We start from the raw sequence: 18,603 nt of genomic DNA on the forward strand, positions 1-18,603 counted from the left end.
ACATAAGGTTAACAGGCGGAGGGAGAAGTTTAAACGACAACGCCGCCGGATAATGACTTCCGGCGGCGTCACGTTATGGCGCATAAGTAATGCCCGACAGACGCAGCGCCATCGGGCCATTTACACAACACAAACGCTTACGCGTAAACCGGGAAGCGGGCGCAGATATCCAGTACTTTCGCTTTCACGCGTTCAATGGTGGCTTCATCATTGATGTTGTCCAGCACGTCGCACATCCAGCCAGCCAGCTCTTTCACTTCCGCTTCTTTGAAGCCGCGACGAGTAACCGCCGGAGAACCGATACGGATACCGGAAGTCACGAACGGGCTCTTAGGATCGTTCGGCACGCTGTTTTTGTTCACGGTGATGTTAGCGCGGCCCAGCGCGGCGTCAGCTTCTTTACCGGTCAGGTTTTTATCCACCAGGTCCAGCAGGAACAGATGGTTCTCAGTGCCGCCAGACACCACTTTGTAGCCGCGGTTCAGGAACACTTCTACCATCGCTTTGGCGTTTTTCGCCACCTGCTGCTGGTAAACTTTGAACTCCGGCTCCATCGCTTCTTTCAGCGCTACCGCTTTACCGGCGATCACGTGCATCAGCGGGCCGCCCTGCGCGCTTGGGAACACGGCGGAGTTCAGTTTTTTGTACAGCTCTTCATCGCCGCCCTTCGCCAGGATCAGGCCGCCGCGCGGACCCGCCAGGGTTTTGTGGGTGGTGGTGGTGACAACGTGAGCGTGCGGAACCGGGTTCGGGTAAACGCCTGCGGCAATCAGGCCCGCCACGTGCGCCATGTCGACAAACAGGTATGCGCCGATGCTGTCAGCGATTTCACGCATTTTTGCCCAGTCAACGATACCGGAATAAGCAGAGAAGCCACCGATAATCATCTTCGGCTTGTGCTCTTTGGCCAGCTTCGCCATCTCGTCATAGTCAATTTTACCGGACTCATCGATACCGTAAGGTACGATGTTGTACAGTTTACCGGAGAAGTTAACCGGGGAGCCGTGAGTCAGGTGGCCGCCCTGCGCCAGGTTCATACCCAGAACGGTATCGCCCGGCTGCAGCAGCGCGGTGTAAACAGCGAAGTTAGCCTGAGAACCGGAGTGCGGCTGCACGTTAGCGTAGTCGGCGCCGAACAGTTCTTTCGCGCGGTCGATAGCCAGCTGCTCTACGACATCAACGTATTCGCAACCGCCGTAGTAGCGCTTGCCCGGATATCCTTCAGCGTATTTGTTGGTCAGCTGAGACCCCTGCGCCTGCATCACGCGCGGGCTGGTGTAGTTTTCGGAGGCGATCAGTTCGATGTGCTCTTCCTGACGTACTTTTTCCTGCTCCATAGCCTGCCACAACTCGGCATCATAATCGGCAATGTTCATTTCACGCTTTAACATCCGCATCTCCTGACTCAGCTAACAATAAAATTTGTGCCTGAAAAGGCAGTCCGTGGGACTTCGGCCAACAGTATAACCGAATCATTCTTCGATAACAGGTCTTGACAAAGGTTTTTACGCAAACGATTACCTATGCGTCAGATAAGGGTTTCCTGAACGAGAGCCTGACGAATTTCAACGGATTTCTTTTCAGCTTTGTGATGCAGATTTTTCACGTTGTTACCTCCATAACGTAAAGCAGAGAAGAACCATTTACAATGCAAGGGTATTTTTATAAGATGCATTTGATATACATCATTAGATTTTCACATAAAGGAAGCACGTATGCTTGACGCACAAACCATCGCTACAGTAAAGGCCACCATTCCCCTGCTGGTTGAAACAGGACCGAAACTGACCGCCCACTTCTACGACCGTATGTTTACGCATAACCCGGAGCTCAAAGAAATCTTCAATATGAGCAACCAGCGTAACGGCGATCAGCGTGAAGCCCTGTTTAATGCTATCGCGGCCTACGCCAGCAATATCGAAAATTTACCGGCGTTGCTGCCGGCGGTAGAAAAAATCGCGCAGAAGCACACCAGCTTCCAGATTAAGCCGGAGCAGTACAACATCGTCGGGACGCATCTGCTGGCGACGCTGGATGAAATGTTCAACCCGGGCCAGGAAGTGCTGGATGCGTGGGGCAAAGCCTATGGCGTACTGGCTAACGTCTTTATTCATCGGGAAGCCGAGATTTATCACGAGAACGCCAGCAAAGACGGCGGCTGGGAAGGCACGCGCCCCTTCCGCATCGTTGCGAAAACCCCGCGTAGCGCACTGATCACCAGCTTTGAGTTTGAACCGGTCGACGGCGGTACGGTGGCGGAATACCGTCCCGGGCAGTATCTGGGTGTCTGGCTGAAGCCGGAAGGTTTTGCGCATCAGGAGATCCGCCAATATTCACTGACCCGTAAACCCGATGGCAAAGGGTACCGTATTGCCGTGAAGCGTGAAGACGGCGGCCAGGTATCAAACTGGTTACACCATCACGCCAGCGTGGGCGATGTGGTGCATCTGGCTGCGCCGGCAGGTGACTTCTTTATGAATGTCGCCGCTGATACCCCCGTTTCGCTGATTTCCGCTGGCGTCGGCCAGACGCCGATGTTGGCGATGCTCGATACGCTGGCGAAAGAACAGCATACCGCGCAGGTGAACTGGTTCCATGCGGCGGAGAACGGCGACGTTCATGCGTTTGCCGACGAAGTAAGCGAGCTGGGCCGTACACTGCCACGTTTCACTGCCCATACCTGGTACCGCGAACCGACCGAGGCCGATCGCGCCCAACGCGTCTTTGACAGCGAAGGGCTGATGGATTTAAGCAAACTGGAAGCCGCAATCAGCGATCCGGCAATGCAGTTCTATCTTTGCGGCCCGGTAGGCTTTATGCAGTTTGCCGCAAAACAACTGGTTTCCCTTGGCGTGAATAACGAAAACATTCATTACGAATGTTTCGGCCCGCATAAAGTGCTGTAATTGCAAGAAATCCTCTGAAAAAACGGGCGTTATCGTTAAGGCGAACGCCCGTTTTCCTCCCCGTTCCCCTGCTTATTACACTGCTTTTTATGCCTTTCTTTTACAAAAAAGGGGAATAAAAAAAGTCTGTGCAAATCGTGTTATTATTAACGTTTGACTTAGCTCGTTAGGGCATCTTTTTATGCAGCAACCTGTTGTACGCATTGGAGAGTGGCTGGTTACACCTTCTGTTAATCAGATCAGTCGTCAGGGACGCCAGATTACTCTTGAACCACGGCTGATCGATCTTCTGATGTATTTTGCGCATCATCCGGATGAAGTGTTAAGCCGGGATAACATTATTGATCATGTCTGGATGCGCACCATCGTGACCAACCATGTTGTCACCCAAAGCATTTCTGAACTACGCAAATCATTAAGAGATGGCGGAGACAGCAATGCGGAATACATCGTTACCGTACCTAAACGCGGCTATAAGCTGACGGCGCCGGTTATCTGGTGCGAAGAAAATAGCGATGAGATCGATAATTCATCAACGTCGCCGCCGCCGATCGCAGCGACGAATGCAGAACCGACGGAGGGGGTTACTGCCGCTACGCCTGTGCCGCCCGCCTCTTTGCAAACGACGACTAAAAAGGCGAAAAAGCCGCGTATCGCCGCTTTCTGGACGTGGGTGATGTTCCTGCTCTCGCTGGCGACGCTGGTGGTGTTTATCGTGATGTCAGTGGTAGATCATAATGCCGCGGTAACAAAAACGCGGTTATTACTTAACCCACGAGATATAGATGTTCGTTTTGAAGGCGGCAATTCCTGTAATAACTGGGTCTCGCAGGAGTCCTACGCCATCGGTCTGGGCGGCTTAATCACCGACCTGCTGAACACCTACTCGACCTTTATGGTGCACGATAAAACTAATTACCGGGTCAATGAGCCAAGCAGCTCCGGTAAGACGTTAACCATTCAGTTTGTCAATCAGCGCCACTATCGGGCGCAGCAGTGCTTTATGTCTGTGGTGCTCATTGATAACGCCGATGGTTCAACCATGCTGGATAAGCGTTATTTCGTCACCAATACTAACCAGTTGTCCATCCAGGATGATCTGTTTAATAGTCTGTCTTTCGTTTTAACACAGCCCTGGCCTAATCGTATGCGAGAACAACTGGCCCTGTTCAGAACGCCGCAAAATACCGCGCTGATGCGTTTTTATGAGGCGCGCCAGCTTATTCTGAGCGGCGATGCGCAGGCGCTAGGTAAAGCCAGCGATATTCTGAATGGCATTATTAAGGAAACGCCTGATTTCAACTATGCCTATGAATATAAAGTGCTGGTAGATGTATTACGGCAATCACAGCAGCCGTTTGATAAAGAACAAGTGGCCGCACTGAACGAAGAGTTTAAAAAAATAGATCAAATTCCGGGCGTTGAGAAAACGTCTGTTTATTATAAAATCAAGACCGTCGATCTGTTAGGCAAAGGTGATATCGATGCAGCGTATGAGGAAATCAATAAAAGCATCGAGCTTGAAATGTCGTGGTTTAACTATGTCCTGTTGGGGAAAGTTTACGAAATGAAAGGTGAGAATCGTCTGGCCGCTGATGCCTATCTGACCGCCTTTAATTTACGTCCAGGTGAAAACACACTGTACTGGATCGAAAATGGCGTATTTCAGACATCCGTTCAGAAAATTGTCCCTTATCTGAATAGTTTTCTGGCAGAAGACTAAATTTAACGCTGAACCATGACGAATAAAAGCGAAAAGATATTAAATTTTTCGCTTTTATTTTGTGAAAAACATGTTGCCAAAAATAGCTTATGTTAATTTTGGCAACATATTCATCGCAAAGAAATGTAAATATAACTCTTTGTAATTAAACGATGTTTATCCTTTCATGATATTTTTCATGATATTTATATGTTAATTCAAAAAAATCAATCTATCAGTTTTTTCATGTTTGTGTTTATTTCACTTTTTCTTTAGGACTTATCTCAACCCATTCGTTAATCTTGTCGACAGTTGAACGGGCACGCAGCATATATGAAGCATAAGCCCGGTTCTTAAAAATACAGCTCAGGAGAAATAAACATGAGTTCTGTCAAAAAGATCGGGCTATTTGCCTGTACTGGCGTCGTTGCCGGTAATATGATGGGGAGCGGGATTGCATTATTACCCGCCAACCTTGCCAGTATTGGTGGCATTGCCATCTGGGGCTGGGTAATTTCTATTATTGGGGCAATGTCGCTGGCTTATGTTTATGCGAGGCTGGCAACCAAAAACCCTCAACAGGGTGGCCCTATCGCTTATGCTGGGGAAATATCTCCGGCGTTTGGTTTCCAGACCGGCGTTCTTTATTATCACGCAAACTGGATTGGTAACTTAGCCATCGGCATTACCGCTGTTTCTTATCTTTCTACATTCTTCCCGGCATTAAATAATCCAATACCGGCAGGTATTGCCTGTATTGCTATCGTCTGGCTGTTCACCTTTATTAATATGCTGGGCGGGGCCTGGGTCAGCCGCTTAACAACGATTGGCCTATTCCTGGTGCTGATCCCGGTAGTCTTGACCGCAGTCGCCGGCTGGCATTGGTTCGATATCGCGACCTATCACGCGAACTGGAACACGTCCACGACGACCGACTCTCACGCCATTGTTAAAAGTATTCTGCTCTGCCTGTGGGCATTCGTTGGCGTTGAGTCTGCCGCCGTCAGCACCGGCATGGTGAAAAACCCGAAACGCACCGTACCGCTGGCAACCATGCTGGGTACCGCGCTGGCAGGCATCATCTATATCGCCGCGACTCAGGTTATCGCCGGGATGTTCCCAGCTTCCGTTATGGCCTCTTCCGGCGCGCCGTTCGCTATCAGTACCTCCACGATTCTGGGTGGCTGGGCTGCGCCGCTGGTTTCCGCCTTTACCGCTTTCGCCTGCCTGACGTCTCTGGGCTCCTGGATGATGCTGGTCGGCCAGGCTGGGGTTCGCGCCGCCAACGACGGCAACTTCCCGAAAATTTACGGTGAAATGGATAAAAACGGTATTCCGAAAAAAGGTCTGCTGTTGGCTGCGGTGAAAATGACGGCGCTGATGATTCTGATCACCATCATGAACTCCAGCGGCGGTAAAGCGTCCGACCTGTTCGGCGAACTGACCGGGATTGCCGTACTGCTTACCATGCTGCCGTACTTCTACTCCTGTGTTGACCTGATTCGCTTCGAAGGGTTCAACATCCGTAACTCGGTAAGCCTGATTTGTTCTGTACTGGGCTGCGCATTTTGCTTCATCGCACTGATGGGCGCCAGCTCCTTCGAACTCTCCGGCACCTTTATCGTCAGTCTGATCATCCTGATGTTCTACGGCCGCAAAATGCACCAGCGCCAGAACAACGACAGCGACAACAATACGGCTGAAGCGCTTTAACCGCTAACTCCTTTTTCTCAAAGCCCCTTTCGTCACCTGCTATAGCGTAGCGGGAGGGGCCCACTTTACCAGGAACAAGACTATGAACGTTATTGCTATCATGAACCACATGGGCGTCTACTTTAAAGAAGAGCCTATTCGTGAACTGCATCGTGCACTGGAAGGTTTAAATTTCCGTATCGTCTATCCAAACGACCGAGAAGACCTGCTGAAGCTGATTGAAAATAACTCCCGCCTTTGCGGCGTCATTTTCGACTGGGATAAATATAACCTTGAGCTTTGCGAAGAGATTAGCAAGCTGAACGAGTATATGCCGCTGTACGCCTTCGCCAACAGCTACTCTACGCTGGACGTCAGCCTCAACGATCTGAGAATGCAGGTTCGCTTCTTTGAATATGCTTTAGGCGCCGCAGCCGATATCGCGGCGAAAATTCGCCAGAATACCGATGAATACATCGACAATATTCTGCCGCCGCTGACAAAAGCGTTGTTCAAATATGTGCGTGAAGGGAAATATACTTTCTGTACGCCTGGCCACATGGGCGGGACCGCTTTCCAGAAAAGCCCCGTCGGCAGCATCTTTTATGATTTCTTCGGCCCGAACACGATGAAATCCGATATTTCGATTTCCGTTTCCGAACTGGGTTCGCTGCTGGACCACTCCGGCCCGCATAAAGAAGCAGAAGAGTATATCGCCCGCGTCTTTAACGCCGAACGTAGCTACATGGTGACGAACGGCACCTCTACGGCGAACAAAATCGTCGGTATGTACTCCGCGCCGGCAGGCAGCACGGTACTGATTGACCGTAACTGCCATAAATCGCTGACCCATCTGATGATGATGAGCGACATTACGCCGATTTATTTCCGCCCAACCCGTAACGCCTACGGTATTCTTGGCGGTATTCCGCAAAGCGAGTTCCAGCACGCCACTATCGCTAAACGGGTAAAAGAGACGCCTAACGCAACCTGGCCGGTCCATGCTGTTATTACTAACTCAACCTATGACGGTTTGTTGTATAACACTGACTACATCAAGAAAACTCTGGATGTGAAGTCCATTCATTTTGACTCCGCCTGGGTGCCTTATACCAATTTCTCCCCTATTTATCAGGGTAAATGCGGTATGAGCGGCGACCGTGTAGAAGGCAAAATCATTTATGAAACCCAGTCCACGCATAAACTGCTGGCGGCGTTTTCACAGGCATCCATGATTCATGTTAAAGGCGACATTAACGAAGAAACCTTTAACGAAGCCTACATGATGCATACCACCACTTCTCCGCACTACGGTATCGTAGCGTCTACTGAAACCGCAGCGGCGATGATGAAAGGTAATGCGGGTAAACGCCTGATTAACGGTTCTATTGAACGTGCGATTAAATTCCGTAAAGAAATTAAACGCCTGAAAAGCGAATCCGACGGCTGGTTCTTTGACGTATGGCAGCCGGAACATATCGATGGGGCTGAGTGCTGGCCGCTGCGTTCAGATAGCGCATGGCATGGCTTCAAAAATATCGATAACGAACACATGTACCTCGACCCGATCAAAGTCACTATCCTGACGCCGGGGATGAAAAAAGACGGTACGATGGATGAGTTCGGTATTCCGGCAAGTCTGGTCGCCAAATATCTCGATGAACGCGGCATCATCGTAGAAAAAACCGGTCCATACAACCTGCTGTTCCTGTTCAGCATTGGTATCGACAAAACCAAAGCTCTGAGCCTGCTGCGCGCGCTCACTGAATTTAAACGCGCCTTTGACCTGAACCTGCGCGTCAAAAACATTCTGCCAGCACTGTACCGCGAAGCGCCTGAGTTTTATGAAAATATGCGCATCCAGGAACTGGCGCAGAATATTCATAAACTGGTCGAACATCATAATCTGCCGGACTTAATGTACCGTGCGTTTGAAGTGCTGCCGAAAATGGTGATGACGCCGTATACTGCGTTCCAGAAAGAGCTGCATGGCGAAACGGAAGAGGTGTATCTTGAAGAGATGGTTGGTCGCGTCAACGCCAACATGATCCTTCCTTACCCTCCGGGAGTGCCGCTGGTGATGCCTGGTGAAATGATCACCGAGGAAAGCCGTCCGGTACTGGAATTCCTGCAAATGCTGTGCGAAATCGGCGCTCACTATCCGGGCTTCGAAACCGATATCCACGGCGCCTATCGTCAGGCAGACGGACGTTACACCGTTAAGGTGCTGAAAGAAAATACGAAATAAGTACCAAAGGGAAGTGGCTTGCCACTTCCCTTTTTTCACGCAGCAAGGAGACTTTATGAAAACACCCTCACAACCGCGCGCGATTTTTTACATCGTGGCGATTCAAATTTGGGAATACTTCAGCTTTTACGGCATGCGTGCCTTACTCATCCTTTATCTTACCCACCAGCTTGGTTTTAATGACAGCCACGCGATCAACCTCTTCAGCGCCTACGCCTCTTTAGTTTACGTTACCCCTATTCTTGGCGGCTGGCTTGCCGACCGCCTGCTTGGCAACCGCGTGGCGGTTATCACCGGCGCCTTATTGATGACGCTGGGTCATGTGGTATTGGGCTTAGAATCTGATTCAACGCTGAGTTTGTATGCGGCGCTGGCCATTATTATCTGCGGCTACGGCTTGTTTAAATCCAATATTAGCTGTCTGCTGGGCGAACTTTACGCCCCTGATGACAACCGCCGCGACGGGGGATTCTCGCTGCTCTACGCCGCCGGGAATATTGGATCGATAGCCGCGCCAATCGCCTGTGGTCTGGCGGCGCAGTGGTATGGCTGGCATGTCGGCTTTGCGCTGGCGGGCGTGGGAATGTTCATCGGCCTGCTCATCTTTTTAAGCGGTCATCGCCACTTTCAGCAGACGCGCGGTGTTAATCGCCCCGCGCTGCGGGCGGTTAAATTCGCCCTTCCAACCTGGGGTTGGCTGGTATTAATGCTGTGTATCGCGCCGGTATTCTTCACCCTCCTGCTGGAAAATAACTGGTCTGGCTATGTGCTGGCCATTGTCTGCGTCTTCGCGGCGCAACTTATCGCCCGTATTATGGTTAAATTTCCCGAACACCGTCGCGCCTTGTGGCAAATCGTTCTGTTAATGATCACCGGCACTCTCTTCTGGGTTCTGGCGCAGCAGGGCGGAAGTTCGATCAGTTTATTCATCGACCGTTTTGTCAACCGCCACTGGCTGAATATGACCGTCCCCACCGCATTGTTCCAGTCGGTCAATGCGATTGCGGTGATGGCGGCGGGCGTGGTGCTGGCGTGGCTGAGCAGCCCGAAAGAGAGCGCCCGCTCGGTGCTGCGCGTCTGGCTTAAATTTGCCGTGGGACTGGTATTAATGGGCGGCGGTTTTATGCTGTTGGCGCTAAACGCGCATCAGGCCCGGTTAGATGGGCAGGCATCAATGGGAATGATGATCGCAGGGCTGGCGCTGATGGGCTTTGCGGAGCTGTTTATTGATCCGGTCGCGATGGCGCAAATTACCCGCCTCAATCTGCCTGGCGTCACGGGCGTACTGACCGGTATTTATATGCTGGCGACCGGCGCGGTCGCTAACTGGCTGGCTGGCGTCGTCGCGCAACAAACCACGGAATCGCAAATTAGTGATACGGCGGTAGCCGCCTACGGACACTTTTTCTCGCAAATGGGCGAGTGGACGCTAAGTTGCGTGGCGCTGATCGTCGCCATTGTCGGCCTGAGATGGGTTTGCACCCGGACTACATCGGCGCTACCGCAGGGCGATTAAACGGTGGTTCGCTGCCCACAAGGAGGAGACGGGCAGCGAATCGGCACATCAGATAGCCGCGTCGTCTTCTTCGCCAGTACGGATACGAATAACGCGGGCGACATCAAAGACAAAGATCTTACCGTCGCCGATTTTCCCCGTCTGCGCGGTACGAATGATGGTGTCAACACAGGTATCCACGATGTCGTCAGGCACAACGATTTCAATTTTTACCTTCGGCAGAAAATCCACCATATATTCCGCGCCGCGATACAGCTCGGTGTGGCCTTTTTGACGGCCAAAGCCTTTGACTTCAGTGACCGTCATGCCGGTAATACCTACCTCGGCCAGCGCTTCACGGACATCGTCCAGCTTGAAGGGTTTAATAATCGCATCAATCTTTTTCATGCTATTCCTTGAAAAGGTCGCCTGTGTTTTGATCGGTTAAACGTAACATATTTCGCGCTACTTTACGGCATGAAAACTACTCTTTGAAATCATTCGCATCCAGTTCGTGACGGGAGAGTAGCTTATAGAATTCCGTGCGGTTGCGCCCCGCCATCCTTGCCGCGTGCGTCACGTTACCTTTGGTAATTTGCAGTAACTTGCGCAGATAGTTCAGTTCAAATTGGTTTCGCGCTTCGGCAAAAGTTGGCAGCGCGGTGTTTTCGCCTTCCAGCGCCTGCTCGACCAACGCATCGCTGATCACCGGCGAAGAGGTTAACGCCACGCATTGTTCAATGACGTTGACCAGTTGGCGCACGTTGCCCGGCCAGCTTGCCGTCATCAGCCGTTTCATTGCATCAGTAGAAAAGGCGCGAACAAACGGTTTATGCCGCTGTGCCGACTGTCTGAGCAGATGATTAGCCAGCAGCGGAATATCCTCGGTACGCTCCGCCAGCGCCGGAATTTTCAGGCTCACGACATTCAGCCGGTAGTACAAATCTTCACGAAATTCGCCCCGCGCCATCGCCTTCGGCAGATCGCGGTGCGTCGCGGAAATAATTCGCACGTCGATATCAATATCGCGATTGCTGCCCAGCGGTCTGACTTTGCGCTCCTGTAACACCCGCAGCAGCTTCACCTGTAACGGCGCGGGCATATCGCCAATTTCATCCAGAAACAGCGTGCCGCCTTCCGCCGCCTGGAACAACCCTTCACGATTGCTCACTGCGCCGGTAAAGGCGCCGCGCGCATGGCCGAATAATTCGGACTCCAGCAACTGTTCCGGCAACGCGCCGCAGTTGATGGCGACAAACGGCTTGTTACTGCGCGGGCTGGCATTATGAATCGCCTGTGCGAAAATCTCTTTCCCGGTGCCGCTTTGTCCGTTAATCAATACGCTGACATCCGACTGCGCGACCATGCGCGCCTGTTCAAGCAGTCGCAGCATCAGCGGGCTACGGGTAACGATAGCGTTGCGCCAGCTATCGTCCGTCGCGGGAGCGGACTGCTCCAGCGCTTCATCTATCGCTTTATATAACGCGTCTCTGTCGATCGGCTTTGTCAAAAAGCTGAATACGCCCTTCTGGGTAGCGGCCACCGCATCCGGAATGGAACCATGCGCCGTCAGAATGATAACCGGCATTCCTGGCTGTACTTTCTGAATTTCTGTGAACAGTTGCATACCATCCATTTCGTCCATGCGCAGGTCGCTTATTACCAGATCCACTTTTTCCCGATGCAGTACCCGCAGTCCTTCCTGGCCGCTCTCTGCGGTCACGACGCTGTACCCTTCACTGGTCAGGCGCATACCGAGCAATTTCAGTAATCCGGGATCGTCATCGACCAGCAACAGGTGCGCCGGTTTACGGCTTATCATGGCGTTACCTCATCTTGTGACGGCGACGGCGCCGCGCCATCTTCAGACGTCGCGGGTTTGTCATTGGTATGCGGCGTATCGGCGTTGTAATTCCCTGCCGGTTTTCGTGTCGAAAGCTGGCGCTCAATATCGGTTAAACTCTCCAGCTTACGGGTGGTAAGATCGAGCTGCGTTTGCAAGGCCTGTTGCTGCTGGCGCAGCGCATCAAGCTCACTATCTGACGTTTGCTGGAGTTTGCTATAACGCTGACGTTCGGCAGAAAGTGCTAATTGCAGCGCCTGACCGTCATGCCAGATTTGGTAGACGGGCCGTACCTGAGCCGGTATTTGCGCGCTTAACGCCTCCAGACGGGTCACGATGGCGCGCCGCTCCGGCGGCGTAATTTTTGCATCCGCCAGTAAGATCCCGCGTCTGAAGGCATTCTGCCAGTTATCATCCGTCAACGCGCGCGCCTCTGCGCGCGACTGAACCGGCATCAGACGATCGGCGCAGTCAATCGTGCGTAGCCAGTACAGCGGATTCGTCTCCACCGCCTGCCCGCGTAGCGACCAGATATCCGCGCACGCCGTCGGGAGATAATCCGCCAGTTGATAATGGGGGAGCGTGTCCTGCGCTGCGCTACCGGGCAGTTGCTGTGAAGCATGGGGAACACATGCGGTCAGCGCCAGACACGATATGCCCACCGGTATTCCCCATCGCAAAAGGCATCGTTTAATAGTTTGGACGAAAACGTGTGACATACGCACCAGGCTTAAATTCATATTAGTGTTTGTCAGATGCAGGCAATGGCAGCGAGATGCGAAAACAAACTTCCTGCGCTTTGTCATCCACCAGTTGGATCTCTCCCTGCATTCGACGAATACAATCTCTGGCGATACTCAGCCCTAACCCACTGCCTTTTACCGCCCCTTTTCGCTGGTGGCTTCCCTGGAAAAAAGGCTCAAAAATCATTTCTCTTTCGGTTTGCGGAATCGGCTCGCCGCTATTAACCACATCGATATAAACCGTGGAGCCATGAGAGCGACTACGGATACAAATGTTACCGGATTCAGCGCCATAGTGCACCGCGTTGGAATAGAGATTATCCAGCACGCTCATCAGCAACATGGGCTCTGCTATGCAGCGTTCGGCCTTCAGGTCGACATCGGTATGCATCATTTTAGCGCGGGCAGGCAAACTGTGGGCGGAAACCACCATATCCACAAGCGGCGCGATATCGACCGATTCCAGCTCTGTGGCACTGTCTACCAGTTTCCGGTTGTAATCAAGCAATTGCTCAATCAATTTTTGTAAATTACGACTGCTGTCATCCAGAATATCGACCACCTCTTTTTGCTCCGGCGTCAGCGGCCCAACCACCTGATCGGCCAGCAGCTCTGTCCCCTCGCGCATACTAGCCAGCGGAGTTTTCAGCTCATGGGACAAGTGACGTAGAAACTGATGGCGCTGGGATTCCAGCCACGCCAGACGCTCACTCAGCCAGATAATGCGCTGCCCCACCGATCGTAATTCACGCGGACCGGTAAAGGTGACGGTATTCCCCAAAGAACGGCCTTCGCCCAGGCGATTAATCATCCGTTCAATTCCTTTCACCGGCCCGATAATCATGCGGGTAAAAAGTAGCACCATCGCCAGGCTCACCAGAAATAGCACCAGCGCCTGCCAGCCGAAAAATTGTCCGCGCTCGGCGATTTCTTGTTGTAACTGCTGCCCGCGCGAGTAAACCACAGTACGCGTCGCCTGCACCATTTCCGTATTAGCGTTGGCAAAGGCCTCCAGACGCGCGGCCGCTGCCGCTTCCGGGCCGCTATCTTTACACTGCAATTGCGCCAGCGCGTTTAAATCCTGGCGTAACGCCTGATACAACTTATCATCCGGCAAGACGCCGGCATGGGCGTCCAGCATATCGCTATAGCGCTTACGCTGGCTTTGATACACTTTTGCCAGCGTCGGATCGTCAAGCACGCAATACTGTCGGTAGCTTCGCTCCATCTCCAGCGCGACGTTGGTCATCGCCTCGCTGCGCCGGGCGTCAATAAGCGTGCTGCGGTTAGTCACCGCAGCCTGATCGCTTAACGCGTTAAGGCTTTGCCACGCCTGCCAGGCCAGAACCAGCAACGGCAGCAGGATCAGCAAAAAGGCCAGCATGACCAATTGTCGTAAAGAACGGGGGAAAACAGACCAGCGCTTCAACGTGTCGCTCACATAAAAGAAGAATAAAAAAGATGCTAACCGAGGGAAGCGCCAGATACAACAAAGCCGGGCTAAACCCGGCTTTGTTATGGAATAAGGCGGTGCCTAACTCGACGTTTCGCCCGGAGGTTGATAAAGCTACGCTATTATCAGAAGTTGGACGGCAGGCACCTTGTTGTGCGTCATTCGAAGTTTATGTAGCGCGTCCCTAAGGGGCTGACATAAGAAGGTGAATGAGCCACTGGTTACCATTATGCAGTAATTGTGCCAACATTCAAAAGAATTTGTTAACACAATGATAGATATGGAAAATATCGTTATTCATGCTAAAAATGGCTCTGCCTGTTTTTTGCCCTTTCTGTCGCCAATCAGCAACACCTGCAACACCTAAAAACAAAATCATTTTAAATCAAATGTTTAAATGTCTCTTTTTGGCGACAACCTACCCCCCGCTCATGTCGGGATTTCCCGACACTTTAATCTTGCGGCATAAGCGCTAGTTTATTGCCGGATGGCGGCGTAAACGCCTTATCCGGCCTACCGCTTGACGTTCAAGACGGTAGCTACAACCGCGCTTCCCCGTGGGCCTGATAAGCGCCGTCTACAAAAAGCCCCTCGTGAAGAGGGGCTTAATGGCTATCGGGCTAATTAACCTAGCTGCTTACGCGCATTACGGAAGATACGCATCCACGGGCTATCCTCGCCCCAGTTTTCCGGGTGCCAGGAGTTGGCGACGGTGCGGAATACGCGTTCCGGATGCGGCATCATAATCGTCACCCGACCATTTTCGGTCGTCACCGCCGTGATGCCGTTCGGCGAACCGTTCGGGTTAGCCGGATAGGTTTCGGTCACCTTACCAAAGTTATCAACGTAGCGCAGGGCGACCAGGCCTTTGCTCTCAAGCGCGGCAAGATGCGCATCGTCCCGCACCTCAACGCGCCCTTCCCCATGGGAAACCGCAATCGGCATCTGTGATCCTACCATTCCTTGCAGCAGCAGCGATGGGCTTTGCGTCACTTCCACCAGGCTAAAGCGGGCTTCGAAGCGGTCAGAATGGTTACGTACAAAACGCGGCCACAGTTCGCTGCCCGGGATCAGCTCGCGCAGATTCGACATCATCTGGCAACCGTTGCACACCCCAAGCGCCAGCGTCTGCGGACGATGGAAGAAGGTTTCGAATTCGTCGCGCACCCGATGGTTAAACAGAATGGATTTCGCCCAGCCTTCGCCCGCCCCCAGCACGTCGCCGTAGGAAAAGCCGCCGCAAGCCACCAGCGCATGGAAGTTACCCAGACCGATACGACCGCCCAGCAGGTCGCTCATATGGACGTCAATCGCGTCAAAGCCCGCACGATGGAACGCCGCCGCCATCTCCACGTGAGAGTTCACCCCCTGCTCGCGCAGTACAGCGACTTTCGGTCGTGCGCCTGTCGCAATGTACGGCGCGGCGATATCTTCATTAATATCAAACGACAGTTTCACGTTGAGGCCCGGATCGGCATCATTCGCTTTCGCCTCGTGTTCCTGGTCTGCACATTGCGGATTGTCGCGCAGACGCTGCATCTGCCAGGTGGTTTCCGCCCACCAGACACGCAGCGTAGTGCGGCTTTCGCTGAATACCGTCCGATCATTAGCGGTAATTACAAAGCGATCGCCAGCCAGGGCCTGACCAAGGTAGTGGACGCAGTCAGCAAGGCCGTACTGCGCCAACAGCGCTTCGACCGCGTCTCTGTCTTCAGCGCGTACCTGAATCACGCCGCCCAGCTCCTCGTTGAACAGTGCGGCCAGATGGTCATCGCCCAGCGCAGCGATATCGACCTGCACGCCGCAGTGGCCGGCAAAGGCCATCTCGGCCAGCGTCACCAGCAGACCGCCGTCGGAACGGTCGTGCCAGGCCAGTAATTTACGCGCAGCGACCAGCGCCTGCATGGCGTCATAGAAGCCTTTCAGTTGCGCGACGTCACGCACGTCCGCGGGTTTGTCGCCAAGCTGACGATAGACCTGCGCCAGCGCCGTTGCGCCCAGCGCGTTGTGGCCCTTGCCAAGATCGATCAGCAGCAAGGCGTTATCTTCCGTTGACAGCTGCGGCGTAAGGGTGTGACGCACGTCTTCCACGCGGGCAAACGCGGAAATCACCAGCGACAGCGGCGAGGTCATTTCGCGCTGTTCGTTGCCTTCCTGCCAGCGGGTTTTCATCGACATCGAATCTTTGCCCACCGGAATCGTCAGGCCAAGCTGCGGACAGAGTTCCTCTCCCACCGCTTTAACCGCGTCATACAAACCGGCATCTTCGCCAGGATGACCGGCTGCCGCCATCCAGTTAGCGGAAAGTTTGATGCGCTTGATATCGCCAATCTGCGTCGCGGCAATGTTAGTCAACGCTTCACCGACGGCCAGACGGGCGGAGGCGGCAAAGTCCAGCAGCGCCACCGGCGCGCGCTCGCCAATCGACATCGCTTCGCCGTAGTAGCTGTCGAGGCTGGCGGTAGTGACCGCGCAGTCAGCCACCGGGACCTGCCACGGGCCAACCATCTGGTCACGCGCCACCATACCGGTGACGGTACGGTCGCCAATAGTGACAAGGAAGGTTTTTTCCGCCACGGTCGGCAGATGCAGAACACGCTTTACCGCGTCGGCAATCGTGATATCCGCGCGGTTCAGCGCATCGCCTTTCGCCTTCAATGTTTGCACATCGCGGGTCATTTTCGGCGTTTTGCCCAACAGGACATCCAGCGGCAGGTCGATCGGCTGATTGTCGAAATGGTTATCATGCAACGAGAGATGCTGTTCTTCGGTAGCATCGCCAATGACCGCATACGGCGCGCGTTCGCGCTTACACAGTTCATCGAACAGCGGCAACTGGTCAGCCGCGACCGCCAGCACATAGCGCTCCTGGGATTCGTTACACCAGATTTCCAGCGGGCTCATGCCCGGCTCGTCGCTAAGAATGTCGCGCAGTTCGAATTTCCCGCCGCGCCCGCCGTCGCTCACCAGCTCCGGCATCGCATTGGAGAGACCGCCCGCGCCCACATCATGGATAAACAGGATTGGGTTAGCGTCGCCCAACTGCCAGCAGCGGTCGATCACTTCCTGGCAGCGGCGTTCCATTTCCGGGTTGTCGCGCTGAACAGAGGCAAAATCGAGATCCGCATCAGACTGGCCGGAAGCCATTGACGATGCCGCGCCGCCGCCGAGGCCGATATTCATCGCCGGGCCGCCAAGGACGATCAGCTTCGCGCCCACGACGATCTCGCCTTTCTGCACGTGATCGGCGCGAATATTACCGATCCCGCCCGCCAGCATGATCGGCTTATGGTAGCCGCGCAGCTCTTCGCCGTTGTGGCTGTTCACTTTCTCTTCATAAGTACGGAAGTAACCGGTCAGCGCCGGGCGACCAAATTCGTTGTTAAACGCCGCGCCGCCCAGCGGACCTTCGGTCATGATATCCAGCGCGGTGACAATACGTTCCGGCTTGCCAAAATCCTCTTCCCACGGCTGTTCAAAGCCCGGAATACGCAGGTTGGAAACGGAGAAGCCCACCAGCCCGGCTTTTGGTTTCGCGCCACGCCCGGTGGCGCCTTCATCACGAATTTCGCCGCCGGAACCGGTCGCCGCCCCCGGCCACGGAGAGATAGCGGTTGGGTGGTTATGCGTTTCGACCTTCATCAGAATGTGCGCGGGCTCCTGATGAAAATCGTAACGGCCGGTATTGTGGTCGGCGAAGTAGCGCCCCACCGCAGATCCTTCCATCACCGCGGCATTGTCTTTATAGGCAGAGAGCACATAGTCCGGCGTGGTTTCGAAGGTGTTTTTAATCATTTTAAACAGCGACTTCGGCTGCGGTTTACCGTCGATAATCCAGTCGGCGTTAAAAATCTTGTGCCGGCAGTGCTCGGAGTTCGCCTGGGCGAACATGTACAATTCGATATCTTTCGGGTTGCGCCCCAGTTTGGTAAACGCCTCCTGCAAATAGTCGATTTCATCTTCCGCCAGCGCCAGACCGAGACGCAGGTTGGCGTCAATTAACGCCTGGCGGCCTTCTCCCAGCAGATCGACACTGGAAACCGGCGCAGGCTGATGGTGGATAAACAATTTTTCCGCATCGGTTAAAGAAGAGAACACCGTCTCCATCATACGGTCGTGCAGCTCTGCGGCCACTTGTCGCCACTGTTCCGCCGTCAACGTCGAAGCCTCGATATAGTACGCTACGCCGCGCTCCAGCCGATCAACCTGTTGCAGGCCGCAGTTGTGGGCGATATCCGTTGCTTTTGAAGACCAGGGGGAGATGGTACCAGGACGCGGTGTGACCAACAGGAGTTTACCCGCCGGCGTATGGCTGCTAAGCGCCGGGCCGTATTGCAGCAGACGGGTAAGCTGCGCCTGCTCGCTATCATTTAACGGGGCGTTCAGGTCAGCAAAATGGACATACTCAGCGTATATATTGTGGACCTGGAGGTTGGCAGCCTGAAAGCGCGCCAGCAGTTTATTGATACGGAATGCAGACAGTGCAGGCGAACCACGCAGAATTTCCATCATAAGTCTCTC

At 53.5% G+C, this 18,603-nt stretch carries 11 protein-coding genes; 5 read left to right on the forward strand and 6 right to left on the reverse strand.

Features of this window, described 5'->3' with window-relative positions; all coding sequences use genetic code 11:
* Positions 1-137: 137 nt before the first annotated feature.
* On the reverse strand, positions 138-1,391 hold the full coding sequence (gene glyA / locus NAZ64_RS16375) for a serine hydroxymethyltransferase (RefSeq protein ID WP_076934893.1): 1,254 nt from the start codon (positions 1,389-1,391) through the stop codon (positions 138-140).
* A gap of 324 nt (positions 1,392-1,715) precedes the next feature.
* On the opposite strand from glyA, the gene hmpA reads away from it, so the two are divergent.
* The 5 genes from hmpA (at position 1,716) to dtpD (ending at position 10,064) form a co-directional block, all read left to right on the forward strand.
* On the forward strand, positions 1,716-2,906 hold the full coding sequence (gene hmpA / locus NAZ64_RS16380) for an NO-inducible flavohemoprotein (RefSeq protein ID WP_000883147.1): 1,191 nt from the start codon (positions 1,716-1,718) through the stop codon (positions 2,904-2,906).
* Between the two features lie 181 nt (positions 2,907-3,087).
* On the forward strand, positions 3,088-4,629 hold the full coding sequence (gene cadC / locus NAZ64_RS16385; RefSeq protein ID WP_220569706.1) for a lysine decarboxylation/transport transcriptional activator CadC: 1,542 nt from the start codon (positions 3,088-3,090) through the stop codon (positions 4,627-4,629).
* 360 nt (positions 4,630-4,989) lie between these two features.
* Positions 4,990-6,321, forward strand: a complete 1,332-nt coding sequence (gene cadB / locus NAZ64_RS16390; RefSeq protein ID WP_000100008.1) for a cadaverine/lysine antiporter — start codon at positions 4,990-4,992, stop codon at positions 6,319-6,321.
* A gap of 82 nt (positions 6,322-6,403) precedes the next feature.
* Positions 6,404-8,548, forward strand: a complete 2,145-nt coding sequence (gene cadA / locus NAZ64_RS16395; protein WP_001100652.1) for a lysine decarboxylase CadA — start codon at positions 6,404-6,406, stop codon at positions 8,546-8,548.
* Positions 8,549-8,603: 55 nt separating this feature from the next.
* Entirely contained in the window at positions 8,604-10,064 is a 1,461-nt protein-coding gene (gene dtpD / locus NAZ64_RS16400; RefSeq protein ID WP_000856793.1) for a dipeptide permease DtpD, read from the forward strand.
* 48 nt (positions 10,065-10,112) lie between these two features.
* Here the strand turns inward: dtpD and glnB are convergent, their stop codons facing one another.
* From glnB to purL, 5 genes are all read right to left on the reverse strand, one after another.
* On the reverse strand, positions 10,113-10,451 hold the full coding sequence (glnB, locus tag NAZ64_RS16405; protein ID WP_000717694.1) for a nitrogen regulatory protein P-II: 339 nt from the start codon (positions 10,449-10,451) through the stop codon (positions 10,113-10,115).
* A gap of 76 nt (positions 10,452-10,527) precedes the next feature.
* Positions 10,528-11,862 (reverse strand): two-component system response regulator GlrR, encoded by a 1,335-nt coding sequence (gene glrR, locus NAZ64_RS16410; protein WP_024131115.1) that lies wholly within the window; start codon positions 11,860-11,862, stop codon positions 10,528-10,530.
* Entirely contained in the window at positions 11,862-12,626 is a 765-nt protein-coding gene (gene qseG / locus NAZ64_RS16415; RefSeq protein ID WP_001054239.1) for a two-component system QseEF-associated lipoprotein QseG, read from the reverse strand. The genes glrR and qseG overlap by 1 nt, the downstream gene beginning before the upstream one ends.
* Position 12,627: 1 nt before the next feature.
* A complete protein-coding gene (qseE, locus tag NAZ64_RS16420) occupies positions 12,628-14,058 on the reverse strand; it encodes a two component system sensor histidine kinase QseE/GlrK (protein ID WP_220569705.1) in 1,431 nt (476 codons plus the stop codon).
* Between the two features lie 648 nt (positions 14,059-14,706).
* Positions 14,707-18,594, reverse strand: coding sequence for a phosphoribosylformylglycinamidine synthase (purL, locus tag NAZ64_RS16425; protein WP_220569704.1), 3,888 nt, complete (start codon positions 18,592-18,594; stop codon positions 14,707-14,709).
* Positions 18,595-18,603 lie beyond the last annotated feature (9 nt).

This window comes from Salmonella sp. A1325, from assembly GCF_056991255.1.